General features: G+C 40.7%; 20 protein-coding genes. 5 read left to right on the forward strand and 15 right to left on the reverse strand.

The annotated features are described in order from the left end of the window. Positions 1-245: 245 nt before the first annotated feature. Positions 246-1277 carry a hypothetical protein gene (locus tag CDG77_RS24810; protein WP_094332002.1) on the reverse strand — a complete coding sequence of 344 codons (1032 nt, stop codon included), beginning with the start codon at positions 1275-1277 and terminating at the stop codon, positions 246-248. A 162-nt stretch (positions 1278-1439) separates the two neighbouring features. On the opposite strand from CDG77_RS24810, the gene moaA reads away from it, so the two are divergent. After that, the gene (moaA, locus tag CDG77_RS24815) at positions 1440-2426 is read left to right on the forward strand and encodes a GTP 3',8-cyclase MoaA (RefSeq protein WP_094332003.1); all 987 of its coding nucleotides are present in this window, start codon (positions 1440-1442) and stop codon (positions 2424-2426) included. A gap of 114 nt (positions 2427-2540) precedes the next feature. On the opposite strand, the gene rpsD is transcribed toward moaA, so the two are convergent. Next, the gene (gene rpsD, locus CDG77_RS24820) at positions 2541-3149 is read right to left on the reverse strand and encodes a 30S ribosomal protein S4 (RefSeq protein ID WP_094332004.1); all 609 of its coding nucleotides are present in this window, start codon (positions 3147-3149) and stop codon (positions 2541-2543) included. A 456-nt stretch (positions 3150-3605) separates the two neighbouring features. Here rpsD and CDG77_RS24825 point away from each other — a divergent pair, with 456 nt between their 5' ends. Further along, positions 3606-4268, forward strand: coding sequence for a hypothetical protein (locus CDG77_RS24825; protein WP_094332005.1), 663 nt, complete (start codon positions 3606-3608; stop codon positions 4266-4268). A 748-nt stretch (positions 4269-5016) separates the two neighbouring features. On the opposite strand, the gene hetR is transcribed toward CDG77_RS24825, so the two are convergent. The 5 genes from hetR to CDG77_RS24845 form a co-directional block, all read right to left on the reverse strand. Further along, positions 5017-5916, reverse strand: coding sequence for a heterocyst differentiation master regulator HetR (gene hetR / locus CDG77_RS24830; protein ID WP_094332006.1), 900 nt, complete (start codon positions 5914-5916; stop codon positions 5017-5019). A 2229-nt stretch (positions 5917-8145) separates the two neighbouring features. Then, positions 8146-8301 (reverse strand): hypothetical protein, encoded by a 156-nt coding sequence (locus CDG77_RS36810; protein WP_181154161.1) that lies wholly within the window; start codon positions 8299-8301, stop codon positions 8146-8148. Beyond that, entirely contained in the window at positions 8302-10644 is a 2343-nt protein-coding gene (locus tag CDG77_RS24835; protein WP_094332007.1) for an EamA family transporter, read from the reverse strand. Positions 10645-11314: 670 nt separating this feature from the next. Beyond that, entirely contained in the window at positions 11315-12607 is a 1293-nt protein-coding gene (locus tag CDG77_RS24840) for an inorganic phosphate transporter (protein ID WP_094332008.1), read from the reverse strand. 83 nt (positions 12608-12690) lie between these two features. Then, positions 12691-13737, reverse strand: a complete 1047-nt coding sequence (locus CDG77_RS24845; protein WP_094332009.1) for a zinc-dependent dehydrogenase — start codon at positions 13735-13737, stop codon at positions 12691-12693. A 301-nt stretch (positions 13738-14038) separates the two neighbouring features. Between CDG77_RS24845 and CDG77_RS24850 the strand changes: the two genes are divergently transcribed. Next, on the forward strand, positions 14039-14545 hold the full coding sequence (locus CDG77_RS24850) for a GNAT family N-acetyltransferase (protein ID WP_094332010.1): 507 nt from the start codon (positions 14039-14041) through the stop codon (positions 14543-14545). A gap of 191 nt (positions 14546-14736) precedes the next feature. Here the strand turns inward: CDG77_RS24850 and CDG77_RS24855 are convergent, their stop codons facing one another. The 8 genes from CDG77_RS24855 to CDG77_RS24885 all read right to left on the reverse strand — a co-directional run bounded on the left by CDG77_RS24855 (position 14737) and on the right by CDG77_RS24885 (position 22811). Further along, a complete protein-coding gene (locus tag CDG77_RS24855) occupies positions 14737-15309 on the reverse strand; it encodes a TerD family protein (RefSeq protein WP_094332011.1) in 573 nt (190 codons plus the stop codon). A 69-nt stretch (positions 15310-15378) separates the two neighbouring features. Beyond that, complete coding sequence (locus tag CDG77_RS24860; protein WP_094332012.1) at positions 15379-15981, reverse strand: TerD family protein; 603 nt, start codon at positions 15979-15981, stop codon at positions 15379-15381. A 19-nt stretch (positions 15982-16000) separates the two neighbouring features. After that, on the reverse strand, positions 16001-16132 hold the full coding sequence (locus CDG77_RS38650; RefSeq protein WP_262985171.1) for a hypothetical protein: 132 nt from the start codon (positions 16130-16132) through the stop codon (positions 16001-16003). 351 nt (positions 16133-16483) lie between these two features. After that, on the reverse strand, positions 16484-17947 hold the full coding sequence (gene dacB / locus CDG77_RS24865; RefSeq protein ID WP_094332013.1) for a D-alanyl-D-alanine carboxypeptidase/D-alanyl-D-alanine endopeptidase: 1464 nt from the start codon (positions 17945-17947) through the stop codon (positions 16484-16486). A gap of 77 nt (positions 17948-18024) precedes the next feature. Beyond that, entirely contained in the window at positions 18025-18498 is a 474-nt protein-coding gene (locus tag CDG77_RS24870) for a tellurite resistance TerB family protein (RefSeq protein ID WP_094332014.1), read from the reverse strand. A gap of 181 nt (positions 18499-18679) precedes the next feature. Further along, positions 18680-20593, reverse strand: coding sequence for a biosynthetic-type acetolactate synthase large subunit (gene ilvB, locus CDG77_RS24875; protein ID WP_094332015.1), 1914 nt, complete (start codon positions 20591-20593; stop codon positions 18680-18682). A 133-nt stretch (positions 20594-20726) separates the two neighbouring features. Beyond that, positions 20727-22004: an MFS transporter gene (locus CDG77_RS24880; protein WP_094332016.1), complete on the reverse strand. Its 1278-nt coding sequence runs from the start codon at positions 22002-22004 to the stop codon at positions 20727-20729. A gap of 162 nt (positions 22005-22166) precedes the next feature. Next, positions 22167-22811 (reverse strand): hypothetical protein, encoded by a 645-nt coding sequence (locus CDG77_RS24885; protein ID WP_223269963.1) that lies wholly within the window; start codon positions 22809-22811, stop codon positions 22167-22169. A gap of 227 nt (positions 22812-23038) precedes the next feature. Here CDG77_RS24885 and CDG77_RS24890 point away from each other — a divergent pair, with 227 nt between their 5' ends. Further along, positions 23039-23596 (forward strand): LemA family protein, encoded by a 558-nt coding sequence (locus CDG77_RS24890; RefSeq protein WP_094332017.1) that lies wholly within the window; start codon positions 23039-23041, stop codon positions 23594-23596. Between the two features lie 19 nt (positions 23597-23615). Next, complete coding sequence (locus tag CDG77_RS24895) at positions 23616-25604, forward strand: DUF3137 domain-containing protein (RefSeq protein ID WP_094332018.1); 1989 nt, start codon at positions 23616-23618, stop codon at positions 25602-25604. Positions 25605-25677: the final 73 nt, after the last annotated feature.

Raw genomic sequence — 25677 nt, forward strand, 5'->3', positions numbered from 1 at the left:
CTACTGCGCTCCGCTCCGTAGACCGCTATCCATCCCCACCGTATAGACGGATGGGGTTTTCCGCGAAATCAGATAAAAGTCATAAATTTAGAATTTGAGCGGGATAACCAAAAAGCTAGTCTAAATGTCAACAAGCACCGCATCAGCTTTGAAGCAGCTAAGACAGTGTTCAACGCCAGTGAGGGGAGTTGGAGTAAAATAACTCCTAACTCCTGTAGAGAAGCTATTAATCGCGTCTCTATGCTCTAACTTGTCTCCTGAATTTGCAGACGTACAGTGTGTTCAGTCGTACCACTAAGTTGCAATTCCATGATTTCACCACCTAGAGGTTCCAAACAAGTCAGGAGCGATCGCAAATTGGGTGTACTTGCACCAGTATCTACATATAATCGATCTGCTAAATTACCAATCCGTTTCCAAGTCATGTAGAGTTTAGCGATCGTTTGTTCAATCTGCGATGCTTGATTGACCAAATCAGCAGCAATGCTCAAACAGCCGACTCTTTGCGCTTCTTCTAAGGCTGTTTCAATATCAACATTTTCCTGCGTCAGCGCCTGGACTTGAGCCGCCCCTTTGAGATATTTTGCTAAGTTACGCGCCTCGCTAGTTACCTGTTTCAGAGTATCCACATCAGGATTAGCAGCAATTTCCTTCTGGATAAACTTTTGGTGCGATTCTGGCAGTTTTTCCATTTCCTTCACCAATGGGGCAATGTAGCGCGGTGGAAGGGTGTTATCTGCTGCTTTTTCTCTGACTGATTCAGGTAATAAATCTGAGGACATAGCTGTCCATTCATCGCTGAGTTGACGCACTTCGCGTCTGGTGATGCGATCGCCTTTTTGGGCCGCTTCACTTACCATTTGTTGCACTTCTGGCGATGCTTTGGAGGTTTCAACAAATGCCCGTTTACTGAAGTTGTTCACAGAAGCCGGATCGAGTTTACCGTCTTCAATGAGACTATCGGCACTATTCGCCAGTTGAATCCAGGAGTATGCTTGACTTTTGCTGATTTCCCGCTCTTTTAGCCATCGCAAAAAGCCAGTACCGCGTCCGTCACCACCGACTTTTTCTCTGTCGCGGATCGCCCGTAAAATTCGCCCCCGCCAGATTTCAGTTTGCAAATCAAAGCGATCGCATACCTGCCAAGCTATCTCTAGCTGCTGTTGAAAATCTGACTCTAGAATCTGTTCATCTTCTGGATCGGGCAGTTCAAAGCTGATATCGGCTGGCTGTAGTAAAGCAGCAGCAAGGTCGTTGATGGAGTCGGTGTCTTGCACGATTGATGACTAACTAGTGGATGCGATCGGCTTATTATGCCACAATCTGTGGACTCTCACTTAAGGGGGAGTACGGTATTTTGCGTTACAACAAATATAGTAAGAAGGGGTAAACCACTTTTGTAAAGTCTTTAATTAATCAGAGACAATAAAAATAAAACGATGAACCAGGTAGACTACCTTCGCATTAGCTTAATCGATCGCTGCAATTTTCGTTGTCAATACTGTATGCCAGAGGGAGTAGAACTGGATTATATTCTCAAGCAACAGCTATTAACTGATGAGGAGTTACTCACCTTAATTCAAGAGGTATTTATTCCAGTCGGCTTTACCCGATTTCGTTTGACTGGGGGTGAACCCTTATTGCGTCCGAGGGTGGTAGATTTGGTAGGCGCGATCGCATCTTTTCCCCAAACTCAAGATATTTCAATGACCACCAACGGTTTTTTGCTGGCTCCGATGGCACAAAACCTCTACAATGCTGGTCTGCGAAGAATTAATATTAGTCTGGACTCTCTCGATCCCGATATTTTCGATCAAATTATTGGTAATCAGGGGCGTTCTCGTTGGCAACAAGTTTGGCAGGGCATTCAAGCTGCCCATGAGGTGGGATTCGACCCTTTGAAGCTGAATGTGGTGGTGATTCCTGGCGTTAATGACCACGAAGTTCTAGATTTAGCCGCCCTAACAATTGATAAACAGTGGCACGTTCGATTTATCGAATTTATGCCCATTGGTAATGTAGATTTATTTGGCGATCGCGGTTGGGTATCTTCAGCCGATTTACGGCAACAAATCCGCGATCGCTGGGGCTTGACAGAATCACAAGTTCGTGGTGCTGGCCCGGCTGATGTCTTTCAAATTCCTGGTGCGAAGGGGACACTAGGATTTATCAGTCAAATGTCAGAATGTTTTTGCGATCGTTGTAACCGGATGCGCCTGAGTGCTGATGGCTGGCTGCGTCCTTGTTTATTAAATGAAACTGGTCAAATAGATTTAAAAACTGCTTTGCGTTCTGGCACTAGCACCGATGAATTACAAGAGCAAGTGAGGCATTTACTCGGAATCAAGCCAGAAATTAACTTTAAAGGGCGTGATTCTGGCATTGTCGGTACATATACTCGCACTATGTCACAAATTGGTGGTTAGTCATTGGTCATTTGTCATTTGTCCTTTGCAAATAACTAGGGAAAAAGCGCAAAGTCTGAGCGGAGGTTTCCTCCGATCAGAACTTTGTAAGAGATGACTAAGGACAAATGACTATTACGCTTGTCGTGAGTAGTATTCCACCACAAGTAGTTCATTAACTTGTAATGCCACCCATTCGCGCTCAATAACGCTGTTGACTTTACCAACCAACTTAGCTTTGTCAAACTCCAAATGACTGGGGAGGTTTGCCAAACCGGGATATTGCAAGTTAGCTTCCACCAACTTCCGTGATTGTGCGCGATCCCTGACTGCAATTACTTCACCAGGACGGCATTGGTAGCTGGCAATATTCACGACACGACCGTTAACAGTTACGTGACCGTGATTTACCAGTTGACGAGCGGCGGGGATAGTTGGGGCTATACCCAAGCGGAAAACGGTATTATCTAAACGCATTTCTAGCAATTGCAGCAATACTTGTCCGGTAGAACCAGTAACACGTCTGGCTTTTCGCACATAGCGGAGCAATTGTTTTTCAGTCAAACCGTAGTTGAAGCGGAGCTTTTGCTTTTCTTCTAAACGGATGGCATATTCAGAGCGTTTCTTACGGTTCTGACCATGCATACCAGGTGGGTAAGCGCGTCTAGCGCTTTTACGAGTCAATCCTGGTAGGTCGCCTAAGCGACGGACAATTCTGAGGCGGGGCCCTCTATATCGGGACATGAGTTTCCTTAATCTAATCCTGTTTAAACTTTACCGAAACATTCCATTTTGACACTCCCCTAATTTTTAATCAGGGGATTCTTGGTTTTTTGAAGCTGCTTACCTCGGTAAGACGTATCTCACCAAGGTAGACGCATCGATTTTTGCGCCAGTTGCTTTTAATCGGTAAACCCGACAAACTAGCCTCCAAGCCTGAATTCCGACCTGTCACGCCGTACTCCTGCCCATAAGTTTTTTGTGTTTATTTAGTTTCGTAGGCTACTCAATCATCAGATTGGTTTACGCAGTATTCTTACTCTGAAATACTTTTTGCGTTGCTTACTTATCTTTCAAACAGTTATAGTAACACAATTTCCGGCATAATTAATTATGTCTATACCTTGCTAACGCTGAAATTCTTGAATTACAGAGGATTTTTAAAATATTTGAGTTAGCATAACCTTGGGTGTTTGGAGAATGGCAATGTTAATGAGCAATAAAGCGGTTAATAGAGGTATGAACAAACAAGCCAGTTCCACCTCCAGGAATTTCATAGTACCAGTTTTGGCTATAGCTGGATGGTTGACAACAATTTTACCCAATCCAGCGATCGCTGCTTCCTACAGCAATGATTATAGTGTCTGTGCAGGTCGCCTTTTGAGCGTAGGTGTAACAGCAGAAGGGGCATCACAAGGTTGTGCAGCAGCACTGCGTCCAAGGGATTTGGCTGCTTGTGTGGTTAAAATCAAGAAGGAAACCCAAATTGCCGCGACAGATGCACTTTATTCTTGTGGCAAGGCCCGGCGACCTGAAGAGTTAGCTACCTGTGTAGTTGGCGTGAGCTTAAGTACTAAGGAAGAAGCTAATCCGGCAGTTTTAGATTACTGTGGACGTAGTTTGTTACCCGTGCGTTTTGGGCAGTGTGTGGTTGGCTTGCGTAGTCAAATCGATTTCCCCCCTGCTCAGGCGTTAGATACTTGTATCAGTGCTAGTGATAGTATTGTTGGCGCTTCATCTTCGTCTGCACCGCCGATTATAATTCCTGCGGGATCGAGTCCAAGTACTGACACCATACCATTTCCAACACAACCGACTATTCCAACGCAACCGATTGTTCCAACACAACCCGGCACTAATTAAATTCCAGTGCTTTGTAATTAATTGAGAATATAGGTTAATTAATAGGGTGGGCGTTTTGATGGCCACCCTATTAGTCTGTCAAGTTTTAATTTATGGGTAAGCAAGTTCGTAAGGTATAGGAATCATATTTGATTTTTGAAAAAATACAAGTATAGCAGTCGCCAAAGCCGTTAGGATAAGTTGGCGGTAGATGCCTTTAACAAGATACATTGTGAATTTATCGTTGTCCTAAGCTCCCTGTCCGTTGCTATATATGTAGGGTGTGTTAGGCGTAAGCCGTAACGCACCTGACTCCAAAGCTTTTGGTGGTTACGCTGACGCTAACGCACCCTACGCATATTTAAAAAATCAAATACTAGTCCTATATAAGGACTTAATCTTCAAAACTAATGACATAGACCACTACTTTTGAAGATTAAGAGAACGAACCGCAAAGGGCACAAAGAGCGCTAAGTTAAGAGGTAATAAAAGAAATTTAAAATACTAATTCACATATCATATTTAATGCGGTAGACTACTAGGACTTAAATAAAATATCTATATAAAATCCGCTATAATTGCCTTCTGCTTGCAAAGTATGCAAACTAAAAACTTGCAAGACAAAAGTCACAAGCAGTTTTGTGACTTTTGTACTACTAATACAGTATTACAATGTAAATAGACCGACAATCCCCCTAGTTTCAAGAAGCAAGGGACAAAAGGGGTGAAAAGCTTATAAAGTGAGCTTTTTGAGTTGTGCGTAGTGCTACTAGTCTTCTCTTTCACCAAAAGCCGTCTGTAAAACCACTGCAATACCGCCGTCTTGATGATATTTATCTGCCCAAGCCCGGATAACTTCATCCAATTCTTCCATAGCTTGCTCCATTTTTTCTGGCAGGATATCAAGTTCTTCCAGTAAACGCATGGCATTTCGTCGCCTTTCTGCCCAATTTTTCATCATGCGGAAATACCGAGCGGTATCTTCTACCATGATGTAAGTGCGTTCTTGATCGTCTGCTGGAGCATAAAAAGGACGGGTAAGTGCGTAGAAGGGCATTCCCCAAGGAGAATCTATGCGTGTTACCGTGCCTGAGTAGAGTAGACGGCGCTTGATATGCTCGCCCAAAGCTTCACTCAAAGGCATTTGGTGTTCGGTTGGCAAGTCTTCTTGCGATCGCCTATGCAAAAACTCGATCAAATCTAGAAACTCAAAAGAGCTAACTAGCTGGGCATCTGGTAAGTTACTTGGCAGTTTCTGCTCAATTTGTCTTTTCTCTTCACTTGTCAGACTCGTACCTGGTACGCGCGATCGCCCTGGTTGCCAAGGATACTTTTCTAGCCAGACGTAAGGCAATTGAATCAAATATCGAGGTTCTTGAGAACCCAACATTTTTAACAGTTTGCCTTCTGTTAACGCCTGTCTGACTTCTTCTACAATAATTTTTACTCGTTTTGGCTCTAGGTGATGCAGATGCCCTGTCATTCGCAGGTTTTGCCCCTGCTCTAGATAGGTCATATAAATTGCACACTTTGCTGCTGTTGCGGCTGCGTCTAAAAATGCCCCATGCCTGTGCCCACTCGTCCGCATGGCACTAAAAGCCAGATAAAGCATGATCTGATCCATCGCACTGGGGTCAAGACGTTTGATCAGATCTATGTCGTTACTCATATTACAGACAATTGAATAGCACGTTTACAAAGTTTTTAATCGAGTGAGAATAGGTAGTATACACCTGGCTGAAAGCGATTTTTTCACTTCAGACTATATTAGTATGCGATAACCATAAAGCTGGTAGTAGCCCAAACTACCATTTTGGCATATTTTCTAGTACACAAGTAGATTCAGTCGTTGTTACTATAACTGTCTCTGCATCTGCCTGGAAAATTACAGATATTATCAAGTCCAGCTTGTTGGTGGCTTACTTCTAAAAAGTCAACTGTGTTGCAAATAACCTACGAAGCCTTTAACTTTTCTGGGGTTTTTCTCATCTTTCAAGAGCAAGAACGTCAAGCTGTTTACACCTAATTATGGCACTATACCGATTCGGAGTAAAAACTAGTTTGCGCGGTTCATCTGGGGTATTTGTTACTCAAAAAAGATGGTTTTTATTCAGCTTTGGTGAATTATTTGTAGTACACAGGTGGCTGGAGATCCTTGGGAGTAATCTCAAAAGAAACCGCTTACCAGGTGTAGCAACATTGAGAGGTTGAGCCAAACGGCTCGTTGGGAACTATCATTTTGTTCATAACCTCCTGTGATGTCTCGGCAGTGTCAGCCGTTGGCTTGAGGGAAGATAGTAGACATCAAGTAGAGCAATTAATTCCAATTTCAAAATACCTGTTCTTCTTTCAAATATCGTCTTTTATCATACCATCATTTTTTGGTTTTGGAATAAAAATATGTATTTTAAAGTTTATAAATAATTGAATTTTAAATATTTTATATTATGGCTAAATCAAGGTTTGATGATATTTCTATTTTGACTCTTAAACTAAGTCTTATTTATCTTTTGTGTTGATAATTTTACATAGAAAGCTGCAATTAATTCAGACTGAACCGCATAGCTATCATGCTTTTTCGCTTGTATTAATAAACTAGAAATTAGTTAATAGGCATATATATAATAAAACATATTGCATTCCATCTGATGATTCTTTAGAGTTTTTTTTTCAATAAAATTATATTTTTTTCATGAAAGAATTTTAAATTTTCATGATTTAACTAATTCATTGGCTACTTTAAAGTATATTTTTACATTGCTGTTTTATATACTTGAGAGACTAGAATTGCATAGATAGTTTCTTGCTGAAAAAGGATGAGAATTCGCCGCAGGCTACGAAACAAGCCTCTTTCTCTAAGCATCTGGGCGATACCTACGGTGGGCTACGCCTACGCAGACTAAGTTGACTAGTATACAAAGGCATTAATAAAGATACCATTTCGCCAACCTCAAGAACATACAAATGAGGTTTTTTGAATTTCGCGTTAGCCGCAGGGGTTTTCGTAGAATAAAAATACAAGGTGTTTCATAAGCGATCGCTCCATATATTCATATACGTTAGAAAATGGGTTACTCTAAACCCTTCTACTACTTTTTTATCTCCTAGTTCCAAAATGTGCTGCAATGGTCTTAACTCCTTGCAAATTTCCTTTTTGAGCAAGTACTCGTACTCAATTGCTTGAGTCAGTACTACTCGTACTGGTTATATATACGTGTTTTCCCTATCTGTATCAGGCTAAATCCCCAAAAATATATTACAAGTCATCAACTATAGGGGTTCTCAATCCTATAGAATACAGGCTTGTAGCATTGGGAAGGAAGATTCAAAGCCTCTCTCCAATTCGGCTACAGCGTACACACAAGTTTTGCCGCAGTCATATTCTTAGATTGCGTTTCTATTTCGCAGTCATCAGCAACGCCTAGAAGTATGCCTTATATCTTTATTAATATCTCGGACTGCATTTCTATCCCGCCTCGGAATAAATTCCGAGTTTCATAGATGAAGTCCACTAAGAGGATGTTTGAAAAGTCCTTGGTGATGTATCAAATATTTTTAGATCCCCCTAAGTCCCCCTTAAAAAGGGGGACTTTGATTCTTCCCCCTTTTTAAGGGGAGCCAGCGCGGTCTTGGGGGTTTCCCCCATGAGCGACTGGCGTGGGTTAGGGGGGATCAACAAGTGCCTAAAATCACAGCCAAAGACTTTTCAAACAACCTCTAAGCTTGGACTTTCGCTATCAGCCCAGAACTTCAGTTCTGGGAAGGATGTCGGTTAGTATGACAGTTTCAATCTGACAAAAATGTGTGTATACCGTAGCCGAGTCGGAGAGAGGTTAAAGTGTATTGCATCTAAATGAGCGATCGCTATATTTATCTGCACCTATACAACAGCCCTAAATTATCCTTGAAAACTAAAGATCCCCGACTTATAAAATAAATCGGGGATCTTTGATGTAGAGAAGTTCCAAGTAGGCATATTAGCGTCAGGATTGATGCTGAGAGTGATAGGAGGTAAACTAGCACCCATTACACCTAAACTGATTGAACTTGCCATTTAATTCGTGTTACTGGAGGGTTTGGCCTGATTTCGCATGGTTTCCAGGCTGAAAGCAGCTGCGCCAAAGGTTACTAACAACACTCCCAGAATTTGCACAATATCTAAATTTTCTTGAATGATTAACCCAGCGAAAATTACGGTTAAAACTGGGATGCTACCACCGATAATTGCCGATCGCGAAGCACCTAGTTTACTGATACCAACATTGTTCAGCAAATAGCCCGCAAGAGTCAGCACACCCAAGATAAATGCACTTAAAACCAGTTCTAGCATCTTAGATGAGTCAAAAACTATCAAGTTCCAATTGCTTGGTAAAGGTAGCATTAAGCAAATAAAGCTCAACACCAACATGGTAGCGAAGTTAATTAAGGTAAAAGTCACAGGATGCAGTTTGCTAGCACATACCCGTGTCAGAATTATGTAGGCAGCAAAAGCTACGCCCGAAAGAATGGCGGTGCTGCTTCCCATAGAACTATTACCCATACTGGTGTTGGGAGAACCTCCTAAAACCAACAATTCGCCACAGCAAATGGCGGCGATCGCAGCGAAGCGGAATGTGGTGGGGCGATCGCGGAACAGAAACCACGACAATAGCCCACTAACCATTGGATAGATAAAGAACAGTGCGATCGCCATTCCAGTTGTAACTTGAGCGATCGCAATGTAGATTAGCACCTGAGACAAAAACAAAAAGCACCCACTCACAACTGACAACAGCAAAATCCGCTTGGTAGCTGTATTAGCAGCTGTGGGATTTCCTCGCACTGAAGCAGCCAAGTTTTCTAAGTCTTGCCATAGTGTTGGATGCAATATGGGAGACAGCAGTACCATCAGTGGCACTACTACCATAAACCGGAGCGTCAAAATTAACAGAGTATTGCCTAAAGTCGGCGGTAGCAAGCGTTCTACATCTAATACTCCAAAAATCTGGGAACCTTCATGGAAAATTACTTTGATGGCTATGTTGTAAAGCGACGATATCACTGCCGATAAGACAATCAACAATAAACCGATTTGCAACTGCGAAAAGCTGGAAGAATTAGGCGATCGCGATTCTGGGGGTTTTGCTTCCGGCTGCGGCTCTAGCGCAGTAGAAGGTGGTGATTTGGGTTTGCTCTGCGAAACCCTGCGGATAACAGAAGTCGGTTCAGCAGCATTTCTCCGTCGTAAAGGTTGAGGTTGTATTACTTCCGGCTGTGGCACAGATCCAATAGGAGGCTCTGATATGGTTTCGCTTTCTGACAAATCCTTATTGAGGACAGAAATGGGTTCAGCAGCGTTTTCCTTTGGTGGAGGAACAACACCAGTAGCCTCTGATGTTGTTTCTCTTTCCGACAAGTCTTTGCTGGGGACAGAAACCGGGTTCGCGGTGTTTTCCTTAACAATGGGAGGCTCTGATGTTGTTTCTCTTTCCAACAAGTCTTTGATAGAGACAGAAATCGGGTTCGCGGCATTTTCTCTAACAACGGGAGGTTCTAATGTTGTTTCCCTTTCCGACAAGTCTTTGATGGGAACAGAAATTGGGTTAGTGGCGTTTTCTCTAACAACGGGAGGCTCTGATGTTGTTTCTCTTTCTAAAAATTGATTAGGGATCGGGGAAATTGGCTCAGGGGAATTTCTTACCACTTCCCCAAAGGGCTGCGGGGATGTCTCAAAAGAACTGTTTTTTTCTGGCTGAGTAAACTGTAAAACAGTAGGTGTAACTGCTGCTGGTTTGCGTGAAGTTTCTTCTATAGTTTTTTCTAGTTCTCCATGCAGGCGGTTAACAAACTCCGCCAAAATCGTTTCCCCTTGCTGCTGCTGGCTATACATCCGTGACAACTGTTGGGAAAGATTACTTTGATAGTTTTTTAGCTCCTGTTGTAGCGAGTTAAAAGTAACAGTAACGGTGTCATCCAGGCTGTCAAACATGTGTTCGACTTTTTCATTGATTTCACCTACTACATTTACTACGTTGCTGCTCACTTCAGCGGACTTTAGCGCAGCTTGTTCGTAAGACTTACCCTCTATGCTTTGGTTAGCTAAAGTTGCCAGAGAGGATTGCAGTTGTGAAGATATATGCTTTGCCAGAACTTCTGCTAGTTGACGGATTAAGACTTGTTGCTCAGTGATTTGGCGCACTTGTTGTAAATGCTCTTTTTCCTCTACCAAGCTTTGAATCTCATCAGATAACCGATTTTTTTCTGACTGAAGCCGCTTTACGTCTTCCTGCAATGCTCTGAGGACATTCTGTTGAAGATTTTCTAAGTCTTCAACTACAGCCCAAAGAGCATTTTCTGCTGCTCTAGATAGCTCGCCTCTGACTCTTGGGTTTTCTGGTTGCTTCTCGAATCGCCCCATTAGCTTCTAACCTCTAACACCTTGACGATAAAGCTGCTTCCGGTACGCTTTATTGGCGCTCATCCTAATTTCCTGTATTTTGTCAGATAAATTAAAAATTTTAACAGCACTTCCGCATTTCAACGTAATTCTGTCATACTGAACACAACTTGGCAAAGCATCAAATTGCCCTACTGCTTAATACGCTGTGTTTTTTTCAGCATTGAGATAAGTATTTAGCCATTCGATTTTGGACTTTCCTGCGGAACGCTACGCAAACAACTTCCCTCAATCGAACGACTTTGGATTGTCGGTATGGCTGTAAGTAGCTTGAAATTACACCTTTTTGGTTTTCGATCGGTTTAGTTTACATTAATTATTTGCCAATGAGATTTTTACTTTATAAATCTCACTTCAAATAAATACTTATTGTTTTTTTACCATGCAGATGCGTGGCTTAGGCGGAAAGTTGTAAATTTCTGTGGAATGTAACTTGTGTGACAGTTTATATCTCTAAATGGAGATTAAAGTATCTTTCTGTGGAAATTCAAAGTTACGCTATCCCCTGCACAACATTCTAATAGAATTAGCAGCAGTTCTGCAAAAACACGCTTTTTTGGCGTTGTTGCAGTCTAGGTTGTACTTTGAGTAGATTTAGCAGGCAAAAAACTTAGAAAAATATTAATAATTCTTAGCGGAATAAAATTTGGGCGATGCTAAAGATGGCAGCGCTAAGTAAAGCACTCACAGGGATTGTAATTAGCCATGCGGCGGCAATGCCTTTTAGTGTTTGAAACTTTATCGACTTGATATTTTGCACTAGTCCAATACCAACTACACCGCCGACGAGAGCATGGGAAGTGGAGACTGGTAAACCTAGCCGGGAGGCGATGAGGATGGTGGTAGCAGTAGCAAGTTCTGCACAAAATCCACTACTAGGTTCCAAGGCAATAATGTTTTCGCCAATAGTGGCGATGACTTTTTTACCCCAGACAGCTAAACCACCAACAATACCAGCACCACCAAGGATTAAAATCCAAAGGGGGATAGTTATACCATCTATAGGTACGCTACCAGTGCGATTGATGTGAACGATCGCAGCTAAAGGAGCGATCGCATTTCCCACATCATTAGAACCATGAGCAAAAGCTACAAAGCAAGCACTCAGCAGTTGGAATCGGGCGAATAATCTTTCTACGGGATTGAGGAGTGGGGACTGGAGACTGGGGATTGGGGATTGGGTAGGCTTTTTTGTTTTTCCCAAATCTTCTAATTGTCGCCAACTAATGATTGTGAGTCCAACTGCTGCTACTGCACCCATTAACAGTGGGATGTCGTAAGCAGGGATCGTAAAACCAACTTGCTCAATCACAAAATTGGTTAGCGGTTCAGTTAGCGATGGTAATACAATTACGCCGAATACACCTAGCAGCGCAGTACTCAACCAGGGAATCCATTCTTGTAACTGCACTACTTGATTGGGTTGATCCAAAATCCAGTGCTTGATTAGACTATAAAATAAAGCAGCGATCGCACCACTAATTAACGGCGTTAAAACCCAGCCAATGCTAATTAAGCCAATTGACGGCCAATCAATTGCACCTACTCCCAAAGCTACCCAACTAAATCCAGCGATCGCACCAACAACGGCATGAGAAGATGAGACTGGTAAACCTCGTGATGTGGCAATTTGCAACCACACACCAGAAGAAATTAGTACCGTTACCATCCCAATAACGAATATTTGGGGTGTCGCTGCGAATAAAGCGGGATTGGCAATTTTCGTGGCGAGAGTTTCCGTAACCTCATGCCCAAACAATACAGCACCCGTAAACTCTAATACCCCAGCAATAATTAATGCCTGTTTTAAGGTTACAGCTTTGGAACCGACGGAGGTTCCCATCGCGTTAGCAACATCGTTTGCTCCCAGATTCCAAGCGACGTAGAAAGCTAGTAGAGCGACCAAAAGTAGGGTAATCAGCATTTTGTTTGCACTAATGGGAAGATAACGAAACAAGACACAGGACGTGGGGAATAATTTCCATGCATCCCCATGTCTAAGTTATTTTACGGATAAATTAGGATTTTGTAAGTATCCGGTGTGGGTGCGATCGCTTGCTCGACAGCTGTTGATAAATCTTTTAATGGATAGCGATCGCTTATCAATGCTTGCACGTCAATTCGCTGATTAAATACAATATCAGCTGATAAATTCTGAAGCCGATAAGATGAGCTATAACTACCGATTAAGTCAACTTCCCGACGGTAGAGGATATTTGGGTTAATGGGAATTTCCACCTCATCGGGGAATTCGGCGAAAAATAAGATTTTACCGCCTTTGCGGGTACAATCAAGTGCTTGAAAGAAAGCTTTCTCACTCGGAACAGCTAGCAGGGTGACATCAACACCAAGTCCGCCGGTTAGGGCATGGATTTTTGCTGGTAAATCCGCATCACGGGCATCAAAAGCCGCTTCTGCACCGACACTCAAAGCTTTTTCAATTCTAGAGGGTAGTAAATCGGTAGCGATCGCTTTTGCTCCAAAATACTTTACCAACATGATAAACATTAACCCAATCGGCCCAGCACCAGTAACTAATACAGTTTGTCCTGGGGCAATTTGAGCTTTTTTCACAGCTTTCAAGCAGCAGTTAGTTGGTTCTACAAAACTCGCTTCTTCAAAACTGATGTTATCCGGGATGGGAATCAACCCACCGTTTTCCACAATATGTCCTGGAACTTTGACATAATCAGCAAAACCGCCGCCACTGGCGTTAAAGCCTGCGGTTGTGGAGATGTTTTTGTAGACATCGCACATAGAGAAATTATCATTTAGACAGTAGGCGCAACGCATACAAGGGATGTGGTGCATCACTGCTACCCGTTGTCCAACTTGCCAACCTTTGACATTATTACCTAACGCTGCGATCGTGCCGGCAGTTTCATGTCCAAAAATGCGCGGCGGTTCGTATAGTGGATAACGAATTTTCTTAATATCTGACTGACACAACCCCACAACCCGCACCTGTACCAGCACTTCATCTGGTTCTAGGCTTGGAACTGGGATATCTTCGTAAGACAGTTGATTAACGCCTCTAAATACCTGTGCTTTCACGTTGGTTTTTCCCCGCTCAACGATACTAGATGTAACATTAGTGGTCAACGTTAAGCTATCAGATTTGTGATTTATGTGTCTAAACTTGTTGTAGTTCTGTTTCTAAACTTTGTTCAAATATTTGGAATGCTTTGATATCTGCCGATGAGAGGCTAGAAAAACCGGAGAAACTACGGTTGCTATCCAAGCGGCGCGACAATACCACTTCTTCTCAGATACAAGGTATAAGGATGTGTTGCGGCTTCCGTAACGCTGTATTATTTTTGAATATTTTCTCAAGATTTTCTCCGAGACGCTAGCAATGACTATTCGCCATGCGACTGAAACTGACTTGCCTGCAATTGTGGCAATTTATAATGCTGCAATTCCTAGCCGCATAGCAACTGCTGATTTAGAGCCAATATCTGTGGAAAGTCGCCTTCTTTGGTTTAAGGCGCGATCGCCTTCACAACGCCCGCTTTGGGTTATCGAAGTAGAGGGAGTAATTGCTGGATGGCTTAGTTTTCAATCCTTTTATGGGCGGCCCGCCTATAATACGACTGCCGAAATTAGTATTTATATAGCTCCTCACTTTCATCGGTGTGGTTTGGGACGACAACTATTAGCACAAGCTATTAGCGAAAGCCCTAGTTTGGGTTTAAATACCCTACTATGCTTCATTTTTGCCCACAATCAGCCCAGTTTAAAACTTTTTGAAACATTTGGTTTTCAACATTGGGGACATTTACCTAAAGTTGCCGAAATTGACAGCATTGAATGCGATTTAGTCATCATGGGACTCCGAATTATTGACATTTCCACAGATTAAAGCCGTGGGAATGCAAGATTTTAGTGAATGGCAAAACTCGCAGTCGAATTTGATGTGCGATCGGCATATTGGTTTAATTCAATTCCCATTTTAGATGCATCCTATAGATTAAAAATATGTGATTTATTTTACGCAAAAAAAGGGAGTAACAGCAATGAGTACTCCCTTCTTATTAACTCCTGAGATAGCTACTAAGCGGCGTATCGATCTACAAAACTTTGAAGCCCTGATTTATAACCAGCCCCGACAGCTTGAAATCTCCATTCCCCATCTTTTCGATAAAGCTTACCAAATTCAATTGCAGTTTCTGCGGAAGCATCTTCATCTAATTCATACTTAGCAATTTGTTTTTCTGTGGTGTTGTCATAAATTCTAATAAACGAGTTTCTTACTTGTCCAAAGTTTTGCTTTCTTTGCTCTGCTTCATGTATGGTGACGACAAAAACTATTTCTTGAACCGAAGCATCAACTTTGCTCAAATCAACTTGAATTGTCTCATCGTCTCCTATACCCTCTCCTGTTCTACTATCTCCCTCATGTTTTACAGAACCATCTGGTGATTGTGAGTTATTATAGAATACAAAGTATTTTTCATTAGGAATTTTTCCGTTAGCACCTAACATAAATATAGAAGCATCAAGGTCAAACACTGTACCTGTATCTGTAACGTTGACATCCCATCCTAAACCAATTCCAGCATTATTCAAACTTGGTGCTTCTTTTGAAAGATTAATTCTTTCGCCTTTGCTTAGGTTAATTGACATAATGACTCCCTATTTTTACAAAACGAATTTTATGCAGAGTGTTATTGAGTTGAGTAACTTAATAAGTAGTTAGGCATAGACTTTCATAAGTCCTTGTAAACCATTAACATTAATGCCGTTACCAATAGCTGCCATTTTCCACTCGTTATTGTGATTGTAAATTTCAGCCATAATCATCCCGGTCATTCCTTTGTATTCAGACCCAGATAAATTATACTTAGCAACCTCTTGATTGTTAGATGTATTGACCAGTCGCACAAAGGCATTTTGTACCTGTGCAAATTCTTGTTTACGAGCAATACAGTCGTAAATGTTAACCGTAAAAACTAGTTTGACAATCTCTTTTGGTAGTCGAGTTAAATCTACAATAATCTGCTCGTCATCACCTGCTCCTGCACCCGTGAGATTATCACCCAAATGGGTAATAGCCCCTGATTTGTGTGATAAGTTTGCAAAGTAAATAACATTATCTGTATCTGTTATCTTTCCTTTTTGATCTAAACAGATTACAGAAGCATCTAAGTCACAGTCTTGAGTATTACCGAAAACACCAAAAAAACCGCCACCAGAACGTTTTCCTATATCCCAGCCTAGTCCACAAATCAGCTTTTTTAGCCCAGGAGCTTCTTTAGAAAGTGAGATATGCTGCCCTTTTTCTAGGTTGATTCCCATGTGATTATTTTTAATGTATTCAAATTGCTAATATTTTCAGGCATTTGATTTGGTAGCTGTTTGTATCAGCACTCATTCCGACTTCTTCTAGCTTTTGAATTTTGTTCATATTCACTACTTCTGGTGCAGCTAAGTTGGTATAAACAATCATGACGCATTAAAGCAATTAATACCCAACTAAGCTAGTAGCAATTTTGCTCGTGTAATCCCAGCTTTACATCAGAGTTAACTAATGAATTTATCTATTTCAATTTGAGTAATAACACGCCACATAATTGAAGGCAGATGATATTTGTTATGCGCTCTATCGTAGTCACCTTTAAAAAGCACTGTAATCAGGAAAAACACGTAATCTCAAAAAATCTGGTATTTGTGCCATATATTTTTTGTTAGTAGTACTGATATAATTGTCGTTATAAAGCAGACTGCAACTGTGCTAAACTATTGAACATTATGAGTAGGCAAATTTAGAGACGCAAAATTTTGCATCTCTAAACACTTCTTAACAACGCCGCAATTGCGTTAATAACACAACAATCTCATCAATAGCTTGGCGCACAACAGTAGCAGGTTGCTCTGATTGATTCACAATAATACTAAAAACTAACGGCTCATATTTAGGCGCATTCATATATCCTGATAGAGAAACAACACCCGTTAACGTACCTGTTTTTGCTTGCACAATCCCCTCAGCAGATGTGTTTTCAAAACGGTTTTTCAAGGTTCCACTTTTACCCGCCATAGGTAAAGATGCACGATATACATATCCTGCTGGTGTTCTTGCCATTCCTCGCAAAGTTTGTACAAAAGCTTCTGGTGTCACTAAGTCCCGACGTGATAAACCCGAACCATCTACTAAGATATAATTTGTTGGATCAACTCCCAACCGAGTTAAATTTGCTTTGACAACTTCTAAACCGACATCAGCGCTAGTCTTAGTTTTGACTCTGGGTTTTTCCCCAGCTAATGCTCTTAGTAGTGCCTCAGCATAAAGATTATTACTATTCTGAAGAGTTTCCATTAATAATTCAGATAAAGGTGGCGAGTCTACAAATGCTATTTCCTCTTGATGAACGCCACCAGTTACGACTAATGTTTGCCCCAAAGCAATTTTTTCTGTTGCCAAAGCAGCACGGAAGCGCCGTAAGAAGTAATAATTAGGGTCAACTACAGGCAAATCTATTAAAGACGGTTCAGAATTTGTTGTTAGTTGTCCTTGAATTCGTAATGCTGTTCCTGATAATTCACGGGTAACGTTGACGTAGGTTGATTGATTTTGTGCAACTGTTACTGACTGATTAATTGTCCGCCACTGTTTTGCCTCACCAGGATCGATCCACACCACTTGTAAAGATTTACCTACAGCCTGCGGTACAAGTTTTAAACTAAAAATATTTTGATTTAGAATAAAGCTACTGACTGGTGCGCCATAGTCTGACTGCACATCTTCCCATTGCCAGGTGGGGTTAACAATATCACCTTGAATATAACTATCATCAGCTATCAATCGCTGAATTTGAGTAATACCCTTCTGTTTTAGCTGCTGTGCTAATGTTTGCAGTTGAGTATCACTTAAACTGGGATCTCCCCTACCAACAACACGTAAAACACCATTGCCATTTTGATAAATAGAGGTGCGAATCCGAAAATTAGCACCCAATTCTTGCAATGCAGCTGCTGTTGTCAGCAACTTGAGGTTAGATGCGGGAATAAAATATTTCTGAGCATCCCGACTATAAAGAGTTGACCCCGTTGACAGAGGTTGTACCAAAATTCCCCAGCGCACCCGACTAAATAAAGGACGATTGATTACAGCATCTATAGCTGTTCCCAATTGGGTAGAGCAAATTGATTTTGTGGTAGTTGTTGGTGCAACTGGGGTTTGTGCTTTAGCTGCTGGCTGGGTAACACCAATTTGAGTACCCAGGAACAGCAGCATTAAGCCAAAAGAAATTTTTCTAGTCATCACATAGTTAGTAAAACTACTTGATGATAATACCTTTGTGTGGCATCTTTTTAACGTCAGTTCGACCAGAGGAAATCTTATTCCTCTTCGTCTTCCTCTTCTTCCTCTTCTTCTTCCCCGAACACTCCGTCTATAAGTTCTTGTGCCCGCTCGTCTGAAATCTTTAAGGCTTCCTGAAGCTCAGAGATATAATCTTGCTCACTTTCAGGTACTTCTTCGTCAATCCCCACCACTAAGATAGCTGCGATGTATGCAGCTTCCCGATAACCTCTATTGGGCAAGGATTCGATGGACTGAGCGATTAAATCTTCTGGTTCTTCTTCTTCAATCAAATTGACAACTTTTTCGGTCAATTCTTCAAAGTCTTCGTCAGAGTAATCTTCAAATAAGTCAACCCGACTGAGAAATTCACTTAAAGCATATTCTTCTGTTGAAGAAATGCCTTCACCGTCAGCAGCGGCGGAAAACAGTCCAATAATTGCGATCGCAACTTCTGGTTCCAGAGCAACTGAACTAACACTACGTCCTTTGGGCAATTTGCGTTGAGACATAATTATCCTGTAAAAGTTACGTGATATTTCAGGAAGTAATACCTTGCGGTTTCTGATGCTTCCTAAAATTTAGGATTCCCAAAAGAATGCAGAAAAATACATTGATATGAATATTTCTTCATGAAAAATACGCAGAGAGATATCCCTCTGCGTATAAAAACAGTTTAATTATCAAAAAGTGTTACAGCTTTGTCCCACACTCAGCACAGAAGTTGTGGGTAGGAGCATTTTTGGCGTTGCAGTTGCTACAATACACTGGCTCTGCTGCTGCTTTCGGCACTTGCTTCTGCAAGCCGACCATTTGAGCGTTGCTCTTACCAGGGACTACCATTGGATAGCAGTTTTCGTCTCTGGTGACGTGGACATTTAAGATAACTGGCCCTTTATGTGCCAGCATTTCGGCGATCGCATCTTTTAATTGACTGCGATCGCTAATTATCATACCCTTAATGCCATAGGCTTTTGCCAATAACTCTACGTCTGGCATCCCTACTTCCATATTTGAGCATGAATAACGCTCACCATAAAAGGCTTGCTGCCACTGGCGTACCATCCCTTGCCAGCCGTTATTGATAATTATTGTCTTGACATTTATCCCATACTGTGCAAGGGTTCCTAATTCCTGCAAACACATTTGGAAACTGGCATCGCCACTGATACAAATCACTTCTTCATCAGGAAACGCTACTTTAGCACCCATTGCCGCAGGTAAGCCAAAACCCATTGTCCCCAGACCAGCGCTAGAAATCCAGCGCCTTGGTCCGTTCTTGAGGAATTGGGCTGCCCACATTTGATGTTGTCCGACATCTGTAGTGTAGAAAGCGTGGGGTGCTTGGCTACTGACTTCTACAATTACTTCTTGGGGCGAAATGCTGTCGGGATGGTGCGGCACTATTAGAGGATATTCTTCGCGCCAACGATTTACTAAATTTAACCACTCTTGGTTTTGATTAGGTGTGGCTTTAACGCCTGTTTCTTTGCAGCGACGCAACAAGTCTACTAATACGTTCCGCACATCGCCGACGATGGGCACTTCGGGAACGCGGTTTTTGCCGACTTCTGCCGGATCGATGTCGATGTGAATTACTTTAGCGCGGGAGGCGAATTCGTCTAACTTGCCTGTAACGCGATCGTCAAATCTAGCGCCGACGCAAATTAACAAGTCACAATCACTAACGGCGAAGTTAGCGTAAGCAGTGCCGTGCATCCCCAACATTCCCAAAGCTAAGGGATGATGTTCGTCAAATGCACCGATCCCCATTAAGGTTGTGGTGACAGGGATGTTGAATAATTCAGCTAGTTCTTTAATTTCTTCATGGGCACCAGATGCGATCGCGCCACCACCAACATATAGTAGAGGACGGCGACTTTCAGCAATCAACTGAATCGCGGCATTAATTTGCCGGGGATTTCCCTTCACCGTGGGACGATAACCGCGTAATTTGACTGAACCTGGTTTTACAGGTACATAGTCAAATTCTTCTAAAGCTACATCCTTGGGGACATCAATCAAAACTGGCCCCGGTCGCCCAGTACTAGCGATGTGGAATGCTTCGGCGACAATTCGCGCCATATCTTTGGGGTCACGCACTACATAAGAGTGCTTGACGATGGGTAGTGTAATCCCGTAAATATCGGTTTCCTGAAAGGCATCTGTCCCAATGGATGGACGCGCTACCTGCCCTGTAACCACAATCATCGGGATTGAATCCATGTAGGCGGTGGCGATTCCTGTCACCAAGTTAGTTGCTCCTGGGCCAGAAGTACCAAAGCATACTCCTACCTTCCCGGTAGCACGGGCGTAACCGTCTGCGGCATGGGCTGCGCCTTGTTCGTGTCTCACAAGAATGTGCTTAATAGCACCAGTTGCTTCCACCTTATACAGGTCGTCGTAAATTGGGAGAATTGCCCCACCAGGATAACCAAAAATGTAATCAACGCCGTGGCGATGAAGGCTGTCAAGCAGGGCAAAACCGCCAGATGCACGTTTGGGCTGGACTGGCGGGTTATAAGGACGAGACTGTTTGTGATTCTCAGTTTGTGGGAGACTAATTGGGGAGAGCGATTCTCCTGCGGAGACACTTTGTGAACGCACGGTCAAACCTCAGACTATAGCTAAAGTTAATGCTGAATTTCTGTAGTTAAGATTTCATTTTAATTGAAAACTTCAATCAAAATCTGATTAATTTTTATATTGAATATAAATCTAGATTATTAGCCTACATTAGTTAAAGTACGTCTTGCAAGACATTGCGGGTATTTCTCCAAGTCCAAACACCGACAACTGCAACCACGAGACTCATTGCGATCAGGACAATTCGCAAGCCAAACTCTTGATTTAACCAGCCTGTAATTGCCAGTGGTGCAGAAAGAGCGATGTTAACGGCATGATTTTGAAAGCCAAAGACCTTACCATGCATAATTGGTGGAGTCTGCTGTTGAATTAGAGTTTGCATTGGTACACCAATTAGGGAACCACTCACACCCAATAAGACACAAAATCCGATTGCTATTCCTTGACTATTGGTAAAGGGAACCAAAGCCAAAATCAGCGCCATACCCAAAAAGCCCATCAAAGGTAAAGGTTTGTGATGTGTTTTATCGCCCAAATGACCCAAAATGGCTGCACCAATGACTATACCGATTCCAACTGCGGCAATAAAGCGTCCAGATTGTTTGCCTTGTAAACCAAACTTTTCTGCCAAGGGAAGCGCAAGTACCATTAAAGCTGCAAAGACGCAGTATAAAACTGTAGTTTGCAACATGGCATTTAATACCAAACGGTTTTTCTTCAGGTAGCGTAAGCCTTCTTTAAAGTCAGCCCAAAGATCGATGCGATCGCCTTGAGCTTCACTAGCTGATTTTTTTTCCCGAAAGTGAATCGGGAGCATAATTACAGCCGAGAATAGGTATAACAACGCCACTACTAACTCTGGGCCATACTCTTTAGCTATACCAGTTTCAGCCAAACTCAGCAGCGGATCTCCTAACAAAAAACCGACAATTAAAGCACCCATCATTGTGCTAGTAAACAGCGCATTGGCTGCTATTAAACCCTCTCGCCGCACGAGTAAAGGAATTGCAGCTTGTTCGGCTGGGGCAAAAAATTGGGTAATGGTAGAAACCCCAAAGGTAATGAGAAGAAGTATATGGAAATTCCTTGGTAAAAAGGCAAGTCCGATGACTAATAATCCGCGTAAGATATCAGAGCCTACCATGATTAGCTTTTTTGGTATGCGATCGACAAATACACCTCCTGCTGAACCAAATAAAACGGCTGGTATAGTAAACGCCACCATCAAAATCGGGTACATCGATTCTTTTCCTACTCCCAAAGGAGGAAGGTAGATACTGTTTTTGTCTACTACCAAATCGACCAACATTAAAAAGAAGACTTTATCTGCTAACTGGGACACTAGTTGCCCAATCCACAGAAGCATAAAACCACGGTTTTTTAGCAGTGCGCCAAACCCGTTATTAACAGCAGCCGGTTCAGTTGGAAACATTTAGATACTTTCTTTGGGTAGATGGGGCATTGGGCATTGGGCATTGGGCATTGGGCATGGGCCATTGGGTATAGTTTTTATTGACTGTCCCCTGTACGCTGTCACCTGTAACCTCTTCCCTTCCACACTCCTAACTCCTAACTCATAATTCTATTGTCCGGACTAATTTACTTCATAGCGCTTTAACAGCATAAGCAAAAACTCAGCAGCTGTCAGATAACCTTTGGGTGGAGAAATTTCAATTAATGAATCTACCCACCAGCCTTGTACACTTTGGAGGGTAGATGCAGAACGGCTTTTTGTCAGACATTGCCACATAAATAAATGATCGACTGCTGGTTGAGCATAAAAGTTATTCTGCCCACTACCCAGCAAACTAGAACTCCAATGAGTAAAATAATCATGACTCATGCGATGAATTGGGAAATTACCCTGTAGTGGTACTCCCCATCCATCTATAGCAATAAATGCTTTGACAGAACCACCCAAGAGTTGCCACAAATGTGCTGCCCCGATCGCTCCAACTACGCCAGCGCTAAAGCTAATAAATATAATTGGCGATTTTAGAGAGTTGATCGAGCAATACCTGCGGTGAGCTACGCTAACGCGCAAGAACTGGAAAATGTGCAAAGCTGATAAAACTAAAACATCTTTACCTGGATAAATCAGTATATTTGCTGAGTTGTAGGCGCTCGCGCCATCAGCAACCATATCTAATAATCCAACTTTAAAGCTTTCAGTTAATTCTGGCTCATGAATTCCAGGGCAAATAATTATACTTATCTCTCTATTCTGAAAATTGCTCATTTGAAGATAAATTTTTGTACCTGAAAATTTAGATCCCCGACTTCTTTAAGAAGTCGGGGATCTGCACACCGCGACTTCTTCCAAATCAGACAGGATTGCTATCTATAAATATAGCCTTATTTTTACTGATAAATTATAGCTACTTCACATATTTTTCCGAAAGAATACTATTTAAAAAAAATCTTAATCTCAGCTATAAATAGTATTGGATTATTTTTATTATTCAGATGAGTATTTTTATAATTAGTTTTATATTGTTATTATTAACATTTTATCTCGCTTCCTACAATAATTTGATTTATAAAAAGAATCAAGTTAATAATGCATTTTCTGCTGTTGATGTAATTCTACAAAAAAGAAGCGATTTAATACCCAGACTTGTTACATTAGCTCAAATATATATGCAATTTGAGCAAAAAACATTGACAGAAATTAGTAGGCTTAGAAGTACAGTAACTTCAAAAAATTTAAGTGAGAATAGCCGAGTTACTCTAGAAGACCAAATATCGAGAATGCTAATTAGAATTATAGTAGCAGTAGAAGCATATCCCGAATTAAAAACAAACGACCATTTTATCCAATTACAATATTCATTGAATGAAGTAGAAGAACAACTTTCCGCCGCTAGAAGATTTTATAACTCTGCCGTAACTGAATATAACAATGCTGTAGAAATGTTCCCGACAAACATTATAGCTTCGTGGATGAAATATCAATTAAAATTGCAGTTTAAAGCTAATCCACAAGCCAAAAATAATGTAAATATTCAAATAAATTCTAAGTAATTTTTAATTTTAGAGAAATATGTCAAAATTTAATTCCGCACACAATCAAGAATTATTAAACGCAATAGTTAAATTATTAGAACATAACAATTATAATCTAGCACTTCAGGCATTGGAGAAGTTTTTCCAAAATAATTCCGAATCCAATACAAAAGAATATTTCTATGCACGAGTATTGCTTTTAGACGCATATCTCTATAATGGACACTTAGACAAGGCAATTAGTCTATGCCAAGAATTGAGCAACAGTAAACATCAAACAACTCAGATATTAGCACAGTACTATCTTGCCGAAATATTTCCAAAAGCTAAACCTACAGAAAAAAAATCATCACTAAATTCAAATAAAAATTTACTCACCCTTGCACAAGCGACTGAACTTATTCATACTGGTTATGAAGCTCTTATTAAAAAACGTTATAAAGAAGCAATTCGAGCATTGAAGATTTGTTGTCAAGCTGCTTCTCCAGCTACAAAAGAATATTTAAAAGCACACAAATTACTGATAAAAGCATATCAAGAGAATGGGCAAATTAATCAGGCGATCGCTCTTTGTCAGCAACTCCTGGTTAATGAAGACAAAGCAACTAGAAAATGGGCAAGACAACTTTTATTTACAGACCTATTTATAGATAATATTGATGTATCTGCAACGGCACAAAACCCCAGCAAATTAGAAGTTAAGCTACAAACACCAAGCGAAACCTTACCAGAAGAACCGGAACCACCTATTGAAAAGTTTACCCCAAAAACATTAAAGGAATTCAAAATATTTTGTCAAAAAAATCTATTAAGCGAATTAAAAGTATTTGAATTTCGTAGAAAACAAGCTTTATTATCTATTATTACTCTTCATCTGCTTTTTTTATCTTTTTTAATTATAACGTTCAAGCTTCTCTCCATGATATCTTTTGATATCAACGATTATATTTATATTGAAGAACCTTCATTATTTGAAAATCACTCCACACCAATAGCCGTAGTATTTATATGTAAAATTATAATTTTTCTTTTTTCATCTTTCAGTTATTTATTGTGCTTTTTATTGCTTTTTTGGATTTGGATATTTTTTTATTCGACAATTCTTCAAGGCTTTTCCGCAGCTTTTACATACAAAATATCTGAGAAGATATTTACTTTCGTAAATAAAAATAAGAATTTAAAATATCTTACTTCTTGTTCAAAAGAAGATAGTGAAAATACTATCAATTGTTTTCAACACAGTCAACTATTTAAAGGACTTATCAACCCAAATAATATTGAACATGATGTTTATGTTTATGGTAAAATCAATGGTATTGATATCTGTTTCTCAAATATTCGTGCAGAATTAGAATTAAAACATGATTGGACTAATTTTTTAGATATTATCTTTTTTATAGTTCGGAGATATGAAACAATAATTCAATCCAATATAGTTTATCTGTTTATATTTTCAATTTTACGTGTCCTATCGTTGTTAATCTTTGTTTTACCATTTACGTTTAGCGCTTTAATTTTCAGAATAATCAAAATAATTCCATATATAATTAATCATATTTTGCGCGGTAAAAATATTGAATATAAAAAATTTGAATCTGAAGTTTTAAAAAATCAATTTACCCGAACAAGTTTAATCTTTAAAGGATTATTTTTTAAAGCTAAATTTAACAAGAATCTGCGGACTGTTACAATTGTTCAACCAAAAGCTATCAACGCTAATATTCATGCTCTTAATCATGCTAAGAAACAGGTAATTAAATTAGAAGACCCAGAATTTGCTAAACTTTTTACTGTTTATGGTGATGACCAAATAGAAGCACGTTATGTTTTATCTACTAATTTAATGGATAAAATAGTCAACTTTCGCAAAAAAACCAATAGAAATATTTATATTTCCTTTGTTGATGACATGATATACATAGCCATTGAAGAAGCAGTAGAAAATAATATACTTGAACCTAATCTATATAAAAGCGTGTTAAGCTTTGCGCCTTTAAGAGAATATTTTGAAACTCTCAACTTGTAGTTGTTCACTCTCCCCCATCAAAAAAGGATCAAGAGAGAACGGGGATGGGGGGATGTTTTATACCTTTACGAGC

Source organism: Nostoc sp. 'Peltigera membranacea cyanobiont' 213 (assembly GCF_002245975.1).
In the GTDB taxonomy this organism is placed as follows: Bacteria; Cyanobacteriota; Cyanobacteriia; order Cyanobacteriales; family Nostocaceae; genus Nostoc.